At 59.0% G+C, this 16190-nt stretch carries 14 protein-coding genes; 7 read left to right on the forward strand and 7 right to left on the reverse strand.

Annotation, left to right across the window (positions count from 1 at the left end; all coding sequences use genetic code 11):
• Window positions 1–7 precede the first annotated feature (7 nt).
• A complete protein-coding gene (locus LQ249_RS06555) occupies window positions 8–1156 on the reverse strand; it encodes an OpgC family protein (RefSeq protein ID WP_126587616.1) in 1149 nt (382 codons plus the stop codon).
• A gap of 222 nt (window positions 1157–1378) precedes the next feature.
• Between LQ249_RS06555 and LQ249_RS06560 the strand changes: the two genes are divergently transcribed.
• From LQ249_RS06560 to LQ249_RS06570, 3 genes are read left to right on the forward strand one after another with little or no spacing between them, the layout of a single operon-like run.
• A complete protein-coding gene (locus tag LQ249_RS06560; RefSeq protein ID WP_046384565.1) occupies window positions 1379–1753 on the forward strand; it encodes a GtrA family protein in 375 nt (124 codons plus the stop codon).
• Window positions 1750–2724: a glycosyltransferase family 2 protein gene (locus tag LQ249_RS06565; protein WP_046384564.1), complete on the forward strand. Its 975-nt coding sequence runs from the start codon at window positions 1750–1752 to the stop codon at window positions 2722–2724. Before LQ249_RS06560 ends, LQ249_RS06565 begins: the two co-directional genes overlap by 4 nt.
• Window positions 2721–4292 (forward strand): glycosyltransferase family 39 protein, encoded by a 1572-nt coding sequence (locus tag LQ249_RS06570; protein WP_232566277.1) that lies wholly within the window; start codon window positions 2721–2723, stop codon window positions 4290–4292. Before LQ249_RS06565 ends, LQ249_RS06570 begins: the two co-directional genes overlap by 4 nt.
• A 79-nt stretch (window positions 4293–4371) precedes the next feature.
• On the opposite strand, the gene LQ249_RS06575 is transcribed toward LQ249_RS06570, so the two are convergent.
• Complete coding sequence (locus LQ249_RS06575) at window positions 4372–5991, reverse strand: FMN-binding glutamate synthase family protein (RefSeq protein WP_057004330.1); 1620 nt, start codon at window positions 5989–5991, stop codon at window positions 4372–4374.
• Window positions 5992–6294: 303 nt separating this feature from the next.
• Between LQ249_RS06575 and LQ249_RS06580 the strand changes: the two genes are divergently transcribed.
• Both LQ249_RS06580 and LQ249_RS06585 read left to right on the forward strand, forming a co-directional pair.
• Complete coding sequence (locus tag LQ249_RS06580) at window positions 6295–6573, forward strand: type II toxin-antitoxin system RelE/ParE family toxin (RefSeq protein ID WP_193039696.1); 279 nt, start codon at window positions 6295–6297, stop codon at window positions 6571–6573.
• 8 nt (window positions 6574–6581) lie between these two features.
• Window positions 6582–6887, forward strand: a complete 306-nt coding sequence (locus LQ249_RS06585) for a HigA family addiction module antitoxin (protein WP_017844583.1) — start codon at window positions 6582–6584, stop codon at window positions 6885–6887.
• Window positions 6888–6967: 80 nt separating this feature from the next.
• Here LQ249_RS06585 and LQ249_RS06590 read toward each other — a convergent pair whose 3' ends face one another.
• The 4 genes from LQ249_RS06590 to LQ249_RS06605 are packed head-to-tail and all read right to left on the reverse strand — an operon-like array spanning window position 6968 to window position 13065.
• Window positions 6968–8359, reverse strand: coding sequence for an ATP-binding protein (locus tag LQ249_RS06590; RefSeq protein WP_046384561.1), 1392 nt, complete (start codon window positions 8357–8359; stop codon window positions 6968–6970).
• Window positions 8356–10170: a DAHL domain-containing protein gene (locus LQ249_RS06595; RefSeq protein ID WP_046384560.1), complete on the reverse strand. Its 1815-nt coding sequence runs from the start codon at window positions 10168–10170 to the stop codon at window positions 8356–8358. The genes LQ249_RS06590 and LQ249_RS06595 overlap by 4 nt, the downstream gene beginning before the upstream one ends.
• A 10-nt stretch (window positions 10171–10180) precedes the next feature.
• Window positions 10181–11167: a cytochrome-c peroxidase gene (locus LQ249_RS06600; RefSeq protein WP_108525880.1), complete on the reverse strand. Its 987-nt coding sequence runs from the start codon at window positions 11165–11167 to the stop codon at window positions 10181–10183.
• Window positions 11168–11190: 23 nt separating this feature from the next.
• Entirely contained in the window at window positions 11191–13065 is a 1875-nt protein-coding gene (locus LQ249_RS06605) for a putative bifunctional diguanylate cyclase/phosphodiesterase (protein WP_046384558.1), read from the reverse strand.
• 257 nt (window positions 13066–13322) lie between these two features.
• Between LQ249_RS06605 and LQ249_RS06610 the strand changes: the two genes are divergently transcribed.
• Entirely contained in the window at window positions 13323–14669 is a 1347-nt protein-coding gene (locus LQ249_RS06610; protein ID WP_079442941.1) for an HD domain-containing phosphohydrolase, read from the forward strand.
• Between the two features lie 48 nt (window positions 14670–14717).
• Complete coding sequence (locus LQ249_RS06615; RefSeq protein WP_017844589.1) at window positions 14718–15131, forward strand: NUDIX hydrolase; 414 nt, start codon at window positions 14718–14720, stop codon at window positions 15129–15131.
• A 31-nt stretch (window positions 15132–15162) separates the two neighbouring features.
• Here the strand turns inward: LQ249_RS06615 and metR are convergent, their stop codons facing one another.
• On the reverse strand, window positions 15163–16080 hold the full coding sequence (metR, locus tag LQ249_RS06620) for a transcriptional regulator MetR (protein WP_017844590.1): 918 nt from the start codon (window positions 16078–16080) through the stop codon (window positions 15163–15165).
• Window positions 16081–16190: the final 110 nt, after the last annotated feature.

Consider the following 16190-nt stretch of genomic DNA (forward strand, 5'->3'; position numbering starts at 1 on the left):
GCCGGGGCTATCTATTTAATGATGACGTGGGCAGTGAGCGACGCGCTTGCAACCTGCTGTCCAGGCGTTTGTTGAATTCCAGCCAGGTCGCCAGAGCGCCCATCAACACCACGCCTGCCAACGCGCTGAATAGCTGCATGGCCAACGCGTCGCCGGCCAGGGCGTTGAGCATGTCCGCCAGCGGTGCGAGCAGCACGCCGAGACAGAACACCTCCAGGGAATAGCGGCCCATGCGGCAACTCTGTTGCGCCAGCCAATGGCGGGTCCAGCCGGCATGGGGCAAGAGCTTGGCGGTGACATAAGCCAGCGCCAGGAAGTGCACCAGGCGCACCGGCGACAGGTCGGTCTTGCTGATGGGGTACAGCCGTTCGCTGAGCCACGCGGGCATCAGCGCGTCATGCACCTCGGGCCAGCGCCAGGCCAGCGTGATGATCGCGGCCAGCAGCGAGTAGCCCGCCGCTGCCACAAACAGCGGCTGACACAGTAGCGCGCGGCGCTCTGCCGGGCGTGGCCGGCGGGCATGAATCGCCGCCGCGCCGCCGAGCACAAACAGCAACTGCCAGGTGACGGGGTTGAAGTACCACACGCCATCGGCAATCGCCCGCAGGTTCCAGCCCATCCACGGCGCCAGCAGGTACACGCTCAGCGACACGGCCACCACCGCCCAGGTCTGGCGCAGCAGCAACGGCAGCACCAGCGGCAGCCCGCCGAGCAGCACGATGTACAGCGGCAGCGGGTCCATCAGGTTGGGCTTGAAGCGCAACAGCAATTCATCGGTGAGCGCCTGCTGCGGGTGGGTGACGAAGTGCGTCAGGCCCATCTCTTCGACCAGGTCGCGGGTTTCCACATGGCTGTTGGCGAAGAACACGATGCCCATCAGCATCGCCAGCAAAAAGATATGCACCACATACAGCACCCAGGCGCGCCGCAGGATTTTCAGCGAGGCGATCCAGTAGCCGTCGCGTTGCAGGACGTTGCCGTAGGCCAAAACGGCGGCGTAACCGGCGAGGAACACAAACACCTCTGCCGCATCGCTGAAACCGATGTTGCGCAGGGTGATCTGGCCGAGGGGGTTGTGGGGGACGTGATCCCAGAAAATGAAGATCAACGCCAGGCCCCGAAAAAAATCGATGCGCGGGTCGCGTCCGTTCAGCATGGCAGCGGGCTCTTGTACGAAAGGTTTAGTAATGACTGGCGCGCGCGGCTGTTGTCTTACGCCGCACGTCGAGCGGGCGCAGGTTGGCGGTATTTGTAAGCGATTGCAAAGGCTGGGTATTACTGAATGTCTCAATGGCGCGGGGGGCTACCTGTTAATTCTGACAGTAGACGGACCGCAGGCGCCGTGGCTTGCTAGAGCAAGGCCTGACGGGGCAACGGTATGACCAGATTGTGGAAGGGATTCTCCAGCTACACAGTGATTGGCATCGCCAATACGCTGATCCATTGGCAGCTGTTTTTCGTGTTCCGGGCCGCATTGGAGCTCAGCCAGGCGGTGAGTAATGTCCTCGCGTTTTGCGTGGCAGCGTCCTTTTCGTTTTATGTCAACGCGATCTACACCTTTGCCATGCCCCCTTCGCTGCCGCGTTACGCGCTGTTCATGGCCTGCATGGGCGGTGTGAGCCTGGGCGTGGGGTGGCTGGCGGATCGTTGGCAGGTGCCGGGGATTCTCACCGTGGCGGTGTTTTCGCTGATCAGCCTGGTGTGCGGGTTTTTGCTGTCCCGGTGGGTGGTGTTTCGCGAGCGTGGGCAATGAGGGTCTCGCTGGTGGTGCCTGTGTATAACGAGGAGCAGGCGCTGGGCGTGTTTTACCGCAGCGTGCGGCAAGAGGCCTCGTTGCACGAGCAGACGCTTGAGATCGTGTTTATCAACGACGGCAGTTCCGACCGCACCGCCGAGCATGCCCGGGCTATCGCCTTGGCCGATAGCGGCGTGGTGCTGATCAACTTCTCGCGTAACTTCGGCAAAGAAGCCGCGCTGTTCGCCGGGCTCGAATATGCCACCGGAGATGCGGTAATCCCGATGGACGTGGACCTGCAAGACCCGGTCGAGGTCATCCCGCACCTGTTGGCCGAATGGCAAAAAGGCGCCGACGTGGTATTGGCCAAACGCAGGGATCGCTCCAGCGACGGCTACCTCAAACGCCGCAGTGCGTCGCTGTTCTATCACCTGCTCAATCGTATTTCCTACACACACATTGAAGAAAACGTCGGCGACTTCCGGTTGATGGACCGCAAGGTGGTGGACGTGATCAAGGCCTTGCCCGAGCAGCAACTGTTCATGAAAGGCGTGTTGTCCTGGGCCGGCTTCAACGTCGCGATTGTCGAGTACGACCGCGCGCCCCGTGCTGTCGGCCAGAGCAAGTTCAACGCCTGGAAACTGTGGAACCTGGCACTGGATGGAGTCACCTCGTTCAGCACCTTGCCGCTGCGGTTGTGGAGCTATATCGGCGGCGGTATTTCGCTGCTGGCGCTGGTGTACGCCGGGTATCTGGTGGTGGACAAAGTGTTGTTTGGCAATGCGGTGCCGGGGTATCCGTCGTTGATGACGGCGATCTTGTTTTTGGGTGGGGTGCAACTGATCGGGATCGGGATATTGGGCGAGTATGTGGGGCGGATTTATATGGAGGCCAAGCATCGGCCGAGGTATGTGGTGAAGGATGTGTTGAATAGTTCAGGTAAATGTCAATTTCAAAGGCCGGATAATGAATCGGAGATGAGTAAGTGAACCTAAAAAATACGTTGGCTTCAATTGGGTTTACGCGTGATTTGCCTTTTTTTTTAATGATTGTCGGGCTTGCTGTAGCACTCCGATTCTATAACTTAACGGGTGCGTCTATCTGGTCTGATGAGGCATTTAGTCTGTTGTTTGTCACGTATTCGTACTCTGATATATGGGTGTTGAGCACTGTGGATGTTCACCCGCCTCTTTATTATTTTATACTGCGGGCCGTGATGCAGGGGGCGGGCAGCGATAGCTTAATCTGGATGAGGGGGTTCAGTGCAGTCGTAGGCGTCCTGAATGTAATTTTGGGTATGGTATTAGCCAGGCTGATCTCTACGCGCCGGGCATCCTTGATAGCCGGGTTATTTCTTGCCTTGTTGCCTATTGCAGTGCGCTATAGCCAGGATGTACGCATGTATGCGCTGATGGGGTTGTTACTAACGGCTGCCACAATCGCACTGGTGTGTTGGGTCAGGGATTCTGCCAGAACAGGCTACTTGGTGATCTATGTGTTACTGATGGGGGCGGGGTTTTATACTCATTATTTTGCAGTGTTTTGTGCGCTTTCACACTGGCTGTACATTGTGTTTCTGCAGTTTCGCAAGCCTGGAGTGAATAGCTATATATCAGCTCCGGCTTGGTGGTTGGCAAATATTGCGATCGCTCTGCTATTTGCCCCCTGGTTACCGAGCTTTATTAATCAGACTCATAACACTTGGGCGATAGGGTGGATTTCAGAGGTAACGTGGTACAGCTTGCCTTCCGCAATATGGCGATTTCTTATATTAGAGGATGCTAAGGATTATCAGAGCGTGGTTTATTGGATGTTGCCCGTGGTGTGTTGGATAAGTGGTTTGGCAGTTCTTTTCAATGACAAAAGCAAATGGTCTTCTCAGGTATTAATTGCTGTGTGTTTTTTTGTTCCTGTGCTAGGGGGTTTTCTCATCTCTTTGGTAAAACCTTTGTTTGTAGAGCGATATTTGTTTTTTTCGGCAGTAATGCTTGCTGTTGTTATGGCTGTGGCCGTTGATAAAATTAAAAATGCGGTGTTGTTTGTAGTCTCGGCTATGGTATTTTTAAGTGTTGAAATTTTTGGATTGATGAATTTTTATTGGGGTGAAACCACAATGAATAATCCAAGTAGGGTTCAGGTTGATAAAATGAATGAGCTGATGCTTGAGTATGAGCAAGGGCGTGGGCCGGGCGATGCAATAATTGTATATGACCCCTATATATTTTACGCTGCAATTTATTACGATAAAGGCAGAAGCAGGGTTTTATTATATACGCCGCCTACTTCGGATGGGCGATCAGGCCGACCCAATGGCAAAGGTTTTTCTATGCCGATGGATAAATATCCAGAGAGCACTTATGTCGATAGCTTTGAAGGGCTTATCCCGCCAACTCGTCGCGTATGGTGGATCGCAAATTTTGAGCAGGCGCAGCGGTCCGCCATTCGATTTCCCCGTAACTGGCGCTCTGTACATCAAGAGCGTAAAGGTGATCAGATTCTTGAACTTTATGTTATATGCGAAGCGAATCCGATAACTGATGTTGAGGTATGCGAGTAAGCCGCTGATGATGTAATGTCGGCGGCTGCCCCTGTCTTTTTCCTGTAGGTGTTCGTATGGGGAGGAGGCAGGATTGTGCTCAAGCCACTTTTACTTCACTGGGCTCAAAACTATCCGCCCGCGCCATCTGCCACATGCGCGAATAAAACTCGCCGTTCACTTCCCCGGTCAGCAATTCCCCAGGCTTGAGGAACACATGCAGCTGTGAGAACAGCTTGATCTCGGTCGCCGACATGCGTCGCACCAGATGCTTGGCCGACAGTTGCGACGGGTGTTCCAGGCCCGCTGCCGCGAGCATTTCGGCCAGGGCCTTGAGGGTGTTGCGGTGGAAGTTGAACACGCGCTGGGCCTTGTCCGGCACGACCAGGGCGCGTTGGCGCAGTGGGTCCTGGGTGGCGACGCCGGTCGGGCATTTGTTGGTGTGACAGCTTTGCGACTGGATGCAGCCGATGGCGAACATGAAGCCGCGCGCCGAGTTGGCCCAGTCGGCGCCGATGGCCAGGACGCTGGCGATGTCGAAGGCGCTGACGATCTTGCCGCTGGCGCCGAGTTTGATCTTGTCGCGCAGGTTCAAGCCCACCAGGGTGTTATGGACGAACAGCAGGCCGTCGCGCAGCGGCACGCCGATGTGGTCGGTGAACTCCACGGGCGCGGCGCCAGTGCCGCCCTCCTTGCCGTCGACCACGATAAAGTCGGGGAGGATGCCGGTTTCGAGCATGGCCTTGGCGATACCCATGAACTCCCACGGATGACCGAGGCAGAACTTGAAGCCCACCGGCTTGCCGCCGGACAACTCACGCAATTGGGCGATGAAGTGCATCAACTCGATAGGCGTGGAAAACGCGCTGTGGCGCGACGGCGAGACGCAATCTTCGCCCATCAGGATGCCGCGTGTCTCGGCGATTTCCTGGGTGACTTTGTGCTTGGGCAGAATCCCGCCATGGCCAGGCTTGGCGCCCTGGCTCATCTTGATTTCAATCATGCGTACTTGCGGGTTCTGGGCCTGCACCGCGAAGCGTTCCGGGTCGAAATGGCCGTCGCGGGTACGGCAGCCGAAGTAGCCGCTGCCCAGTTCCCAGGTCAGGTCGCCGCCGTTTTCGCGGTGGTAGGGGCTGATGCTGCCTTCGCCGGTGTCGTGGGCGAAGTTACCCAGCTTGGCGCCCTGGTTGAGCGCGCGGATCGCGTTGGCGCTCAGAGAGCCGAAGCTCATGGCCGAGATATTGAATACCGAGGCCGAGTACGGCCGCTTGCATTGCGGGCCGCCGACCATCACGCGAAACGAGCTCGGGTCAGTCAACGGCGCGGGGCGCATGGAGTGGCTGATGAACTCGAAGCCCGACTGGTACACGTCGATCAAGGTACCGAAGGGTTTGTCGGCGGTTTCGTTCTTGGCGCGCGAGTAGACCAATGAGCGTTGCGCCCGGGAAAAGGGCAGGGCGTCGCTGTCGGACTCCAGCAGGTACTGGCGGATCTCCGGGCGAATGCCCTCGACCAGGTAACGGATATTGCCCAGGATCGGGTAGTTGCGGCGTATCGCGTGGCGGCTTTGCAGCAGGTCGAAGAGGCCGAGCAGGCTGAGGACGCCGGTGACCAGGGTAATGGGCCATAACCATTCATGTTCGACAAAGGGCAGGCTGGCGAGGGTAAACATCACGCATACGGCAAACACCGCGTAGCGGCTTAGCAAGGACAGGCTCATACGGTTACCTTGGGATCGGACTCTTCTGGTCGGTGCGGCATTCTGCGCCAGTAAGGAAACCCTGAACAACCTGTAGGTGCATTCGCTTGGGTCGCATAGACACGGCGGACTGGCCCGATATAGACAGTTGGCGTGAGGCGTTCCGGCCTTACCTCTAAGGCCGTTCCAGTGTCCGGAGCGGCTTTTTTTGACGGCGGCACTGACCGCTCGTCGCCCTCCCTCAGCGCCTATTCAACTGTCGGTTGAATATATCGACAACCCATGTAGAACTGGTCATTAACGAATAACGTTAAGCATTAAGCGATGATCAGAAGCTTTAAATGCGCCGAAACCCCAAAACTGTTTGAAACCGGTCGAACCCGACGTTGCTCTGCTGTCGTTTCCGTGGTGGAACGACAGCTGAGCATGCTGGATGCGGCGGTTGAACTCGCTGACTTGCGCTCACCGCCCGGGAATAGGCTGGAACCGTTATACGGTGACAGAGAGGGGCAACACAGTATCCGAATCAATGGTCAATTCCGGGTCTGTTTCATTTGGGGGCCTCACGGCCCTGAAAATGTTGAAATTGTGGATTACCACTGAGGTGAATGATGTTTAAGAATGGCATGCGACCTGTACATCCTGGGGAAATACTCAAGGAAGAGTACCTGGAACCGCTGGGCCTGACCGCAGCCGCTCTCGCAAGGGCGCTGCATGTTTCCGCCCCTACGGTGAATGACATTGTATTGATGCGTCGGAGCATCAGTGCGGACGTTGCATTACGCCTGGCAGTCGCGTTGGAGACATCTGCACAGTTCTGGCTGAACCTGCAGACCGCCTATGATCTGCGCACTGCGGAAATTGCCAAAGGCGCCCAGATTTACAAAGAAGTCGAGAGAGTTGCGCATTGCGCATGAGCTCGTATCGGGTCCTATTCGAACTCGATGGAAAGTTCGGGCGTTGATCCAACCGTTGCGTGATGCTTTTTCGAACGGGCCTACACCGCTGTTTGGCGAATGGGCAGCACTACCCGGAACGTGGTGCCTTTGCCCAGTTCGCTGCTGACGGAGATTTCGCCATGGTGTTTCTTGACGATGCCGTAGGAGAGTGACAGCCCCAACCCCGTTCCTTCGCCCACCGGCTTGGTGGTGAAGAACGGATCGAAGATTTTCAGCTGGGCGTCCGGGGCAATCCCGCAGCCGTTGTCCGCGATTTCCAGCCAGATGTTCTCGCCGTCCACGCCGTTGCTGATGGTTATGGTGCCGCGCTCCGGCCCGATGGCTTGCGCTGCGTTGATCACCAGGTTCATCACCACTTGGTTGAGCTGCGAGGCCAGGCATTCGATTTCCGGCAAGGGCGCATAGTGCTTGATGACGTCGGCTTTGTACTTGAGCTCGCTGGCGACGATGTTCAGGGTCGAATCGATGCCTTGTTGCAGGTTGGCCCACTGCCAGGTCTGGTCGGTGTCCACTCGGGAAAAGTCTTTCAAGTCCTTGACGATCTGCGCCACACGGCCAATGCCTTCCTTGGATTCGTGAATCAGCGTCGGAATATCTTCCCTGAGAAAGTCCAGGTCCAGGCGTTGGCGCAGGGCTTGGAGCTGATCATCGCCGATCGCGGCTTCGGCCTGGCGGTAGGCATCGAGCATCTGCTGCAGCTGTTTGAAATAGCCTTCGAGGGTGCCGAGGTTGGAGGAAATGAACCCTACCGGGTTGTTGATCTCGTGCGCCACGCCCGCGGCCAGTTGCCCCAGGGACGCCAGTTTTTCCGATTGCACCAACTGGCTTTCGAGCTGTTTGCGTTCGTCGATCTCCTGTTGCAGGGCCTGGCTGGCCTGGGTCAGCGCTTGGGTACGCTGTTCCACCAACAGCTCCAGGTGGCTGGTTTGCAAGGACGCGCGGCGGGCCATGTCCCATTTGGCGGTCAGGGTGTTGGCCATTTGCTGGACTTCGATATTGTCGAACGGCTTTTTCAGGATCAGCAGCCGGTCATGGGCACGCAGGCGAAACAGCAGCTCTTCCCAGGAATAATCCGAGTACGCCGTACACACCACCACCTGCAGGTTCGGGTCGACCTTCCACAGTTCTTCGATGGTTTGCGCGCCGTCCCAGCCCTGGGGCATACGCATGTCGACGAAGGCCAGGGCGTAGGGCAGTTGCGCCGCCATGGCCGCCTCGAGCAGTTGTAAACCTTCCTGCCCACCGTAGGCGGAGTCCAGCTCGAACAGCGGGCTTTGCGGCTGTTTGTCGCTGGTGCCGAACAGCGCGGCTTCCATCGCGTCCAGGGCCTGGTTCTGTTCCAGGGGCGGCTTGAGGATCTTGCGGAAATCTTCGTGAATCGAGGGCGTGTCGTCGATCAGCAGAATGCGCCGGTTCGGTGGTTGGTTCATGCGGGGCCTGCAGCATCGTTGAGGGGGATTTGCAAGGTGAACAGCGCGCCTTTGCCCGGACCATCGCTATAGGCGGTAAGCCGGCCATTCATTTCAATCGCCGCCAGGGCGCAGCTGTGCAGACCGAAGCCATGACCTTCCTTGCGAGTGGTGAAGCCGTGGGTGAAGATCCGCGTCATGTTTTCGGCGGGGATGCCTTCACCTTCGTCTTTGACGCTGATTTGCAGGATGTTGTCCTCTACCGTCTGGATCGACAACGTAATCTGCCGAGGCCGGTCGGTCAGGTTGGACATGGCGTACTTGGCGTTGCTGATCAGGTTGACCATGATCAGCAGCAGCCGGTGTTTGTCGGCCATGATCTGCGGTACGTCGGCGTATTCCTTGACCACTGTCACATGATGGCGATTCAGCGCGCCGGAATTCATGCGCAGCGCGTCGTCCATCAGGGCGCTGACCTGCAAGGGCTCCAGCACGCTGGAAACGCCGGCGTAGGATTGCTGGGTGGAGACGATGTCCTTGATGTGGTCGACGCTTTTGCTCAATTGCGCCAGCTCGTCGGTCAGGCCCTGTTGCTCGACGGCAATGGCTTCCACCAATTGGTTGAGGTAGCCCGGCAGCAGTTTGCCTTTTTCGTCTTCGCGCAGGTAAGTGCCCAGGTCATCGGGGTGTTCGTTGATCAACTGCATGGCCTTGCCCAACCCCAGTGCTTTGCTGGTGCGCAGCTTACGCGCGACCAGGTCGGCGGAGATGTTCACGCTGTTGAGTACGTTGCCCACGTTGTGCAGCACATTGGTTGCGATTTCCGCCATGCCGGCCTGGCGGGCGCTGTCGAGCAGTTCGCTTTGCGCATCCCTGAGCTGGCGCGTGCGTTTTTCCACGCGCTGTTCCAGGCTGGCATTGGCGGTGTGCAGGGCGCGGTTGACGCGGTTGATCACGGTGAAACTGCGCAACAGCCTGATGGCCAGGTACAGCAGCAATGCCACCAGCAGGGTGGAGAACACCAGCAAGTAGTTGTGATACTTCTGGTCGATCAGGTCGGCGGCCTGCTGATCCTGGTTGAGGTGGGTGGTCAGTTCGTCCAGGCGTTCGGCCACGGGAACCGCGGCGATGCGTTCCAACAAGGTGTTGACCAGCGGCTGTTCGCGCAGGATCAGGGCGACGTGGTTGCTGAGAATCTCCACCGGCAGGTGGAAGTCGGCCGGCAAGCGTTCTTTGTTCACCGCCAGCAGGTTCAGGCCCAACAGAATCTCGGCCGCGCGGTCGTCGCTGGCAACCTGGGCGAATTCCATGCTGCTGAGCAGCAGGTCATAGGTGTCGGTGGCCACGCTTTGCAGCGGCAGCCGCTGTTCGTCGTCGAGCCGTGTGAACGCGGCCTGGATATCGTTTTCAGCGGTCGGCAGGAACGCCAGGGAGTTGCGCAGCACGGCGTTATGGGACTTGAACTGGTCGACCAGCCGCGCTTTGTCCTGGATCGCCGCCTGACCGGCATCCAGGCTGGCTTGCCAGCCGGGCAGGTCTTTGGGCGCGTGATACGACTCGTGCTGGCGCAGTTCCTCCCAGATTCTTGTGATCTGCGTCAGCGGCGTCACCAGGGGGTCGTAATTGTGGGTCAGGGCGATTCTGGCCTTGAGCACCTCACTGTCCCACTGGGCGTTGAGCTGCTGCATCTGGCGGATCAGGTCGCGGGATTCGGTGTAACGGCTGGTCTGGTCAGTACTTGATTTGATGTACAGGAACACCAGTATCGATGCCAGCAGCAGGGTCGCGGTGCCCAGTAGTAGTTGGATGACGTAGTGGCGGGAGAGTCTCATGACCGTCTGCTCATAAAGGTTTGCCCGCCCATTGGCCGGTCAGGGTCTTGAGAAACTTGATGATCTGGTCCTTGTCTTCCGCCGAGGGCACGCGCCCCAGTTGGAATCTGAACATCACATCCACGGCTTCTTCGAGGGTCTTGGCCGAGGCGTTGTGAAAATACGGCGCGGTGACGGCGACATTGCGCAGGCTGGGCACCTTGAACACGTTACGGTCTTCTTCGTCGTGGGTCACCAGATAGCGGCCCAGGTCGGTCTCGGCGGGCGTGCGGCCCTTGAAATAATCATCCATCACGCCGAACTTCTGGAACATGTTGCCGCCGATATTCATGCCTTGATGGCAGGCGATGCAGCCATATTCCTTGAAGCGTTGGTAGCCGTATTTTTCTTCGATCGTGAGGATATCGGTATTGCCCAGCAGGTATTGGTCGAAGCGGGAGTTGGGCGTGAGCAGTGTGCGTTCATACGTCGCCAGGGCATTTTGCACGTTGGCCGCCGTCACGCCGTCGGGGTACACCTGACTGAAGGCGGCCTGGTACTGCGGCATGGCGGTGAGGTTGTCGACCACGGTTTTCCAGTCGCTGCCCATTTCCACCGGGCTGATGACCACTTGTTCGATCTGGGCCTCGAGGGTATCCACCCGACCGTCCCAGAACTGCTTGAAATTCAGGCTGGCGTTGAACACCGTGGGTGTGTTGAGTTTGACCGGCTTGCCATCAAAGCCCAAGGAAAACGGCTTGTCATCGCCCCCGCCCGTTGCCAGCTGGTGGCAACTGGCACAGGACAGGCTGTCATTGACCGACAGGCGTTTCTCGTTGAACAACTGGCGGCCCAGCTCAACTGTTGCCACATCCAGCAGCGGCACCGGCGGCAGTGGTTTGAGCGGCTCATCCAGTGGCGCGGCCGCCGCGGGCAGGGCGGCGCCAACCCCGAGGGCGACGGCAAGGCCGAGTGCCCAGGGTGACGGGCGAGGAGAGCGGGTGAGGGGACGGATCAAGCGTTCGTTCCTTGAATAGACAGTCACTGGGGGGGCATCAGGCTGCGTTGCCCGGCTTGCATCAATTGGGCGAATTCAGCGGCCGCCACGGCTTTGCTGAACAGGAAACCCTGGCCCTCCTCACAACGGTGGGCTCTGAGGAACGCCAATTGCTCAAGCGTTTCGACGCCTTCAGCAATGATGTCCAAGTCCAGGCTCTTGCCCAGGCTGATGATGGCACTGATCAGTTGTGCGTCCTGGCTGTTTTCGCCCAGGCCGCGCACGAAGGATTGATCGATCTTCAACACATCGATGGGAAACCGGCGCAAGTAACTGAGGCTGGAATAGCCGGTGCCGAAATCGTCGATCGACAGCCGCACGCCCAAGGCTTTGATGTCTTGCAGGGTGACGAGCGTGTCTTCGACGTTTTGCATCAGTACGCTCTCGGTGATTTCCAGTTCAAGCAAACTGGGCGTCAGGCCGGTGCGTTGCAGAATGGCCGCCAGGTTGGCGACAAAATTGCGCTGGCGAAAATCAATCGCCGAAATATTCACCGAGATACACAGTGCAGGCAGGCCGGCGGCGCGCCAGGCTTGTGCTTGCTCGCAAGCTTGGCGCAACACCCATTGGCTCAAGGGCACGATCAGGCCGCTGTCTTCGGCCACGGGAATGAAGGCTGACGGGTAGATCCAGCCGTGATCGGGCTGGTGCCAGCGAATCAGGGCTTCGGCGCCGACGATCCGCCCGCTGCTCAAATCCAGTTTCGGTTGGTAGTGCAAAATGAACTCATCGCGCTGCAAGCCCTGCCGGATCGCGCTTTCCAGGCTCTGCTGGGCCTGGGCGCGCAGGTTCATCTCGTTGACGAAGAAACTGAAGTCGTTGGGGCCATGGGCTTTGCTGGTGTGCATGGCGGTTTCGGCGTTCTTGATCAGCTCCACCGCGCTGAAACTGTCGTTGGGGTAAATGCTGATGCCCAGGCTTGCGGTGACACTCAAGTCATGCCCAGCCACATAGTGTGTCGTGCTGATGGCGCCGAGCAGTTTTTCGGCAATGTACTGGGTTTGCTGGGGATGCTTGATGTCGTTGAGGATCAGCACGAACTGGTCGGAGCCGTAGCGAAACACCGAATCCGACGCGCGCACCGTGGCCACCAGGCTTTGGCTGACCTGCTTGAGCATTTCATCGCCGACCGGGTAGCCCAGGGCATTGTTGATGCGCTTGAAGCGGTCCAGGCCGATAAACATCACGGCCAACTGGGTGTCATGGCGCCTGCAGACGGCAATGGCCTGCGTCAGCCGGTCGCCCAGCAGGGTGCTGTTGGGCAGTTCGGTCAGGGCATCGTATTGCAGCAGGTGTGAGACCTTCAGCAGTTCCTGCACGCGTTCTTCGACCGTGCGCTCCAACCCCATCAGTTTGAGCGCGGCATCCTGGGCCAGCTGCCATTTCCAGGTCAGCGCGCTGGCCATCTGGCGGATTTCCAGGTTGTCGAACGGCTTTTTCAGGATCAGCAACTGGTCGCTGTATTGGATGCGCGCTTCGATGGCTTCGAAGGAATAGTCCGAGTAGGCCGTACACAGGGCGATCTGCAGGTTCGGGTCGACGTTCCACAGTTGTTCGATGGTTTCCAGGCCGTCCCAGCCCGGCGGCATACGCATATCGATGAACACCAGGGCGTAGGGCGCGTTGTCGGCCAGGGCCTGGTTGACCAGGGCGAGGGCTTCCTGGCCCTGATAGGCAGAGTCCAGCACGAAAGTCTGGCGCACGGTGGGGGCGGTGCCGAACAGGGTTTCTTCGATGCTGTCCAGGGACTGGCCGCCTGTGGTATCGGCGCACAGGATCTTGCGGAAATCCTCGTGGATGGAGGCCGCGTCATCGACGATCAGCACCCGTCGATTGGCCCTTCCTGAGCACGGATTCATGGCTGACACCGGGACGCAGGCAACTGAAGATTCTTACGCATCGGGCTTCCTTACCTTGAATGCTTCAATAAACAGGGAACAGTCATGGCTTCATGCTACTAGCATAGCCGGGTCCCTTGAATAAGTACGCCAGTTGGCGTCAAATCACCCTCAGTTACCCCAGCCTGCATCTAGCGCTCATTGCTTATGCAAGTACAGCGATCGATCACGCCGGGGCGCAATGAAGCAACCGAGTACCATCGCCAGGAGGTGTCGCCATGGATGAACAAACTGCTACGACGTCCCCTTACAGACCTACTATTTTGCTGGTCGACGATGAAGAATCGATCCTCAACAGCCTGCGCCGCCTGCTGCGGGGCCAGCCTTATGATGTGCTGCTGGCCAGCAGTGGTGCCCAGGCCCTGGAAATCATGGCCGCCGAGCCCGTCGACCTGCTCATGACCGACGCGCGCATGCCCGCGATGGACGGGGCGATGCTGCTGGCCGAGACCCACCGCCTGTACCCGGCCACCACGCGCATCCTGCTGACCGGCTATGCCGACATGACCATGATGATCAAGGCGATCAACGAAGGTCAGATCCACCGCTATATCAGCAAACCCTGGAACGACGAGGAAATGCTCCTGACGTTGCGCCAGTCCCTCGAACACCAGCATTCCGAACGCGAGCGCGTGCGTCTTGAGCAGTTGACCCGCGATCAGAACGAGCAGTTGAAGGCCCTCAACGCCACCCTGGAAAAGCGCGTCGAAGCGCGCACCAGCGAGCTGCAGCAAACCGCCGACATGCTCGACCTGGCCTACGACGAGCTCAAGCGCAGCTATGTGACCGGCACCGAAGTGTTTTCGCTGCTGGCCAACCTGCGCCTGCCCAAGCAGAAGCAGACCAACCGCCAGTTGATCGAGCTGATCCGCGTGTACTGCAAAGCCCAGGCGCTGGACGAAGCCAGCGCCCGTGACCTGACCATGGCCGCCGCGCTCTACAACATCGGCAAATTGAGCTGGAGCGACGGCATGATGGCCGTCCCGTCGGAACTGCTGCACAGCAACGACCGCGAACGCTATCGCGCATACCCGGCGCAGAGTGAGTCGTTGCTGATGACGCTCGAGCCGATGAAGGACGCCGCACGGCTGATCCGCCACCACCAGGAACGGTGGGACGGCACCGGGTTTCCCGATCACCTCAAGGGTGAAACGATTCCCTTAGGCGCGCGCTTGCTCAAACTGGCGGTGGACTTCATCGAACTGCAGAAGGGCCTGATCCTGGAACGGCAGATGAACAGCGATGAAGCGCTGTTGTACATCCGCAAGTACGCGGGGCGGCTCTATGATCCGGACATGGTCGAAGACTTCGTCCTGGCCTGTGCCACATTCCTCAATGACGTGACCCTGGGCGACCCGAGTGTCAAAGTGCTGAGCACCCGCGAACTGGCCGACGGCATGATCCTGGCGCGCAACCTCAACGCCGATAACGGCATGTTGCTGCTCAATGCCGGCAAAGTGCTCAACTTGCCGCTGGTGGACAAGCTGATCGCGTTTGAAGCCATGGAGGGCGCCAAGTACAGCGTGTTTATCCGCGAACCGGAAGAGCCGCATCTTTTGAGCTGAGGCGCTTCATGGGATCATTGTGTCTTTGCATTCAAGGTGATTTTCTCCATGCCAACCACTATCCGTATCGCCGCCGCGCTCCTGATCGGCGGCGACGGCCAGACGTTGCTGGTGCGCAAGCGCGGCACTCAGGCATTCATGCAACCGGGCGGCAAGATCGATGCCGGCGAACAACCGGTCGAAGCGCTGGCCCGTGAGCTGCACGAAGAGCTGAACTTGCGCATCGAGCCGAGCCAGGCGGTCTACCTCGGCCGTTTCTCGGCCCCGGCCGCCAACGAGCCAGGTTTTACGGTGCAAGCCGAACTGTTCCAGGTACGGATCGACGTGCCGGTGACCCCGGCCGCCGAGATCGAAGAAGTGCGCTGGATCGACCCGGCCGGAGACGGCGGCCTGCACCTGGCGCCCTTGACGCGTGAGCTGATCCTGCCGTTTTATCGCAAATCGCTGACCACCACCGCCTGATTGGCGGGTTCCAAGGACTGAGCCGTGCCCCTCAACGCACGGCACTGACCCCATCCAGTGTGGAAAACGACGTGTCCTTGGCCGTCAGCAGGAAGTCGCGCATGTACGGCGCGTCCAGCATGTCTGCACGAATCCCCGCATACAGCGTCGCAAACAGGCCTTTCTCACCCAGGCGCTTGGCCTTGACGTAACCGCGCGAGCTGTATTCATGCAGCGCCCAATGCGGCATGCCGCAAACGCCACGACCGCTGGCGACCAGTTGCATCATCATCACCGTCAGCTCCGAGGTGCGTACCTGGGCCGGTTCGACATCGGCGGGTTCGAGGAAACGGGTGAAAATATCCAGGCGGTCGCGTTCCACCGGGTAGGTGATCAGGGTTTCGCTGAGCAGGTCTTGCGGCACGATGTACGACTTGTTCGCCAGGGGGTGCTGGTTGGCCACGGCCAGCATGGCTTCGTAGGTGAACAGCGGCACATACGTGATGCCCGGCAGCTCCAGCGGGTCGGAAGTGACCACCAGATCTAGGTCGCCACGGGCCAGTGCCGGCAGCGGGGCGAAGGCGAAACCGGACGCCAGGTCCAGCTCGACCTCGGGCCAGGCATCGCGGAACTGGTCGATGGTCGGCATCAGCCACTGGAAGCAGCTGTGGCATTCGATAGCCATGTGCAGGCGCCCGGCGGTGCCACCGGCCAGGCGCGCAATGTCACGCTCGGCGCCGCGCAGCAGGGGCAGGGTGGCGTCTGCCAGTTGCAGCAGGCGCAGGCCGGCGCTGGTGAAACGCACCGGTTTAGTCTTGCGCACGAACAACGGCATGCCCAACCGCTCCTCCAGTTCTTTGAACTGGTGGGACAGGGCGGATTGGGTCAAGTGCAGGCGTTCGGCGGCTTCGACCAGGCTGTCGGCCTCGCGCAAGGCGTGCAGGGTTTTCAGGTGGCGGATTTCCAGCACCGTGGTCTCCATGAGCAATATTGATGAGCAATTCGAATAGGGTGAGTTTGTCTCATGTTGCGCGGGCTGTCGACCTGCCGGCCGGCGCATGAGGTTCATATCCCGCCATA

This window comes from Pseudomonas sp. 7-41, assembly GCF_021233075.1.
Lineage (GTDB): Bacteria > Pseudomonadota > Gammaproteobacteria > Pseudomonadales > Pseudomonadaceae > Aquipseudomonas > Aquipseudomonas veronii.

Coding starts and splice junctions, on each gene's coding strand:
- LQ249_RS06555 (WP_126587616.1), bottom strand. CDS start 1,156: ATGCTGAACGGACGCGACCCGCGCATCGATTTTTTTCGGGGCCTGGCG.
- LQ249_RS06560 (WP_046384565.1), top strand. CDS start 1,379: ATGACCAGATTGTGGAAGGGATTCTCCAGCTACACAGTGATTGGCATC.
- LQ249_RS06565 (WP_046384564.1), top strand. CDS start 1,750: ATGAGGGTCTCGCTGGTGGTGCCTGTGTATAACGAGGAGCAGGCGCTG.
- LQ249_RS06575 (WP_057004330.1), bottom strand. CDS start 5,991: ATGAGCCTGTCCTTGCTAAGCCGCTACGCGGTGTTTGCCGTATGCGTG.
- LQ249_RS06580 (WP_193039696.1), top strand. CDS start 6,295: ATGATCAGAAGCTTTAAATGCGCCGAAACCCCAAAACTGTTTGAAACC.
- LQ249_RS06585 (WP_017844583.1), top strand. CDS start 6,582: ATGTTTAAGAATGGCATGCGACCTGTACATCCTGGGGAAATACTCAAG.
- LQ249_RS06590 (WP_046384561.1), bottom strand. CDS start 8,359: ATGAACCAACCACCGAACCGGCGCATTCTGCTGATCGACGACACGCCC.
- LQ249_RS06595 (WP_046384560.1), bottom strand. CDS start 10,170: ATGAGACTCTCCCGCCACTACGTCATCCAACTACTACTGGGCACCGCG.
- LQ249_RS06605 (WP_046384558.1), bottom strand. CDS start 13,065: ATGAATCCGTGCTCAGGAAGGGCCAATCGACGGGTGCTGATCGTCGAT.
- LQ249_RS06610 (WP_079442941.1), top strand. CDS start 13,323: ATGGATGAACAAACTGCTACGACGTCCCCTTACAGACCTACTATTTTG.
- LQ249_RS06615 (WP_017844589.1), top strand. CDS start 14,718: ATGCCAACCACTATCCGTATCGCCGCCGCGCTCCTGATCGGCGGCGAC.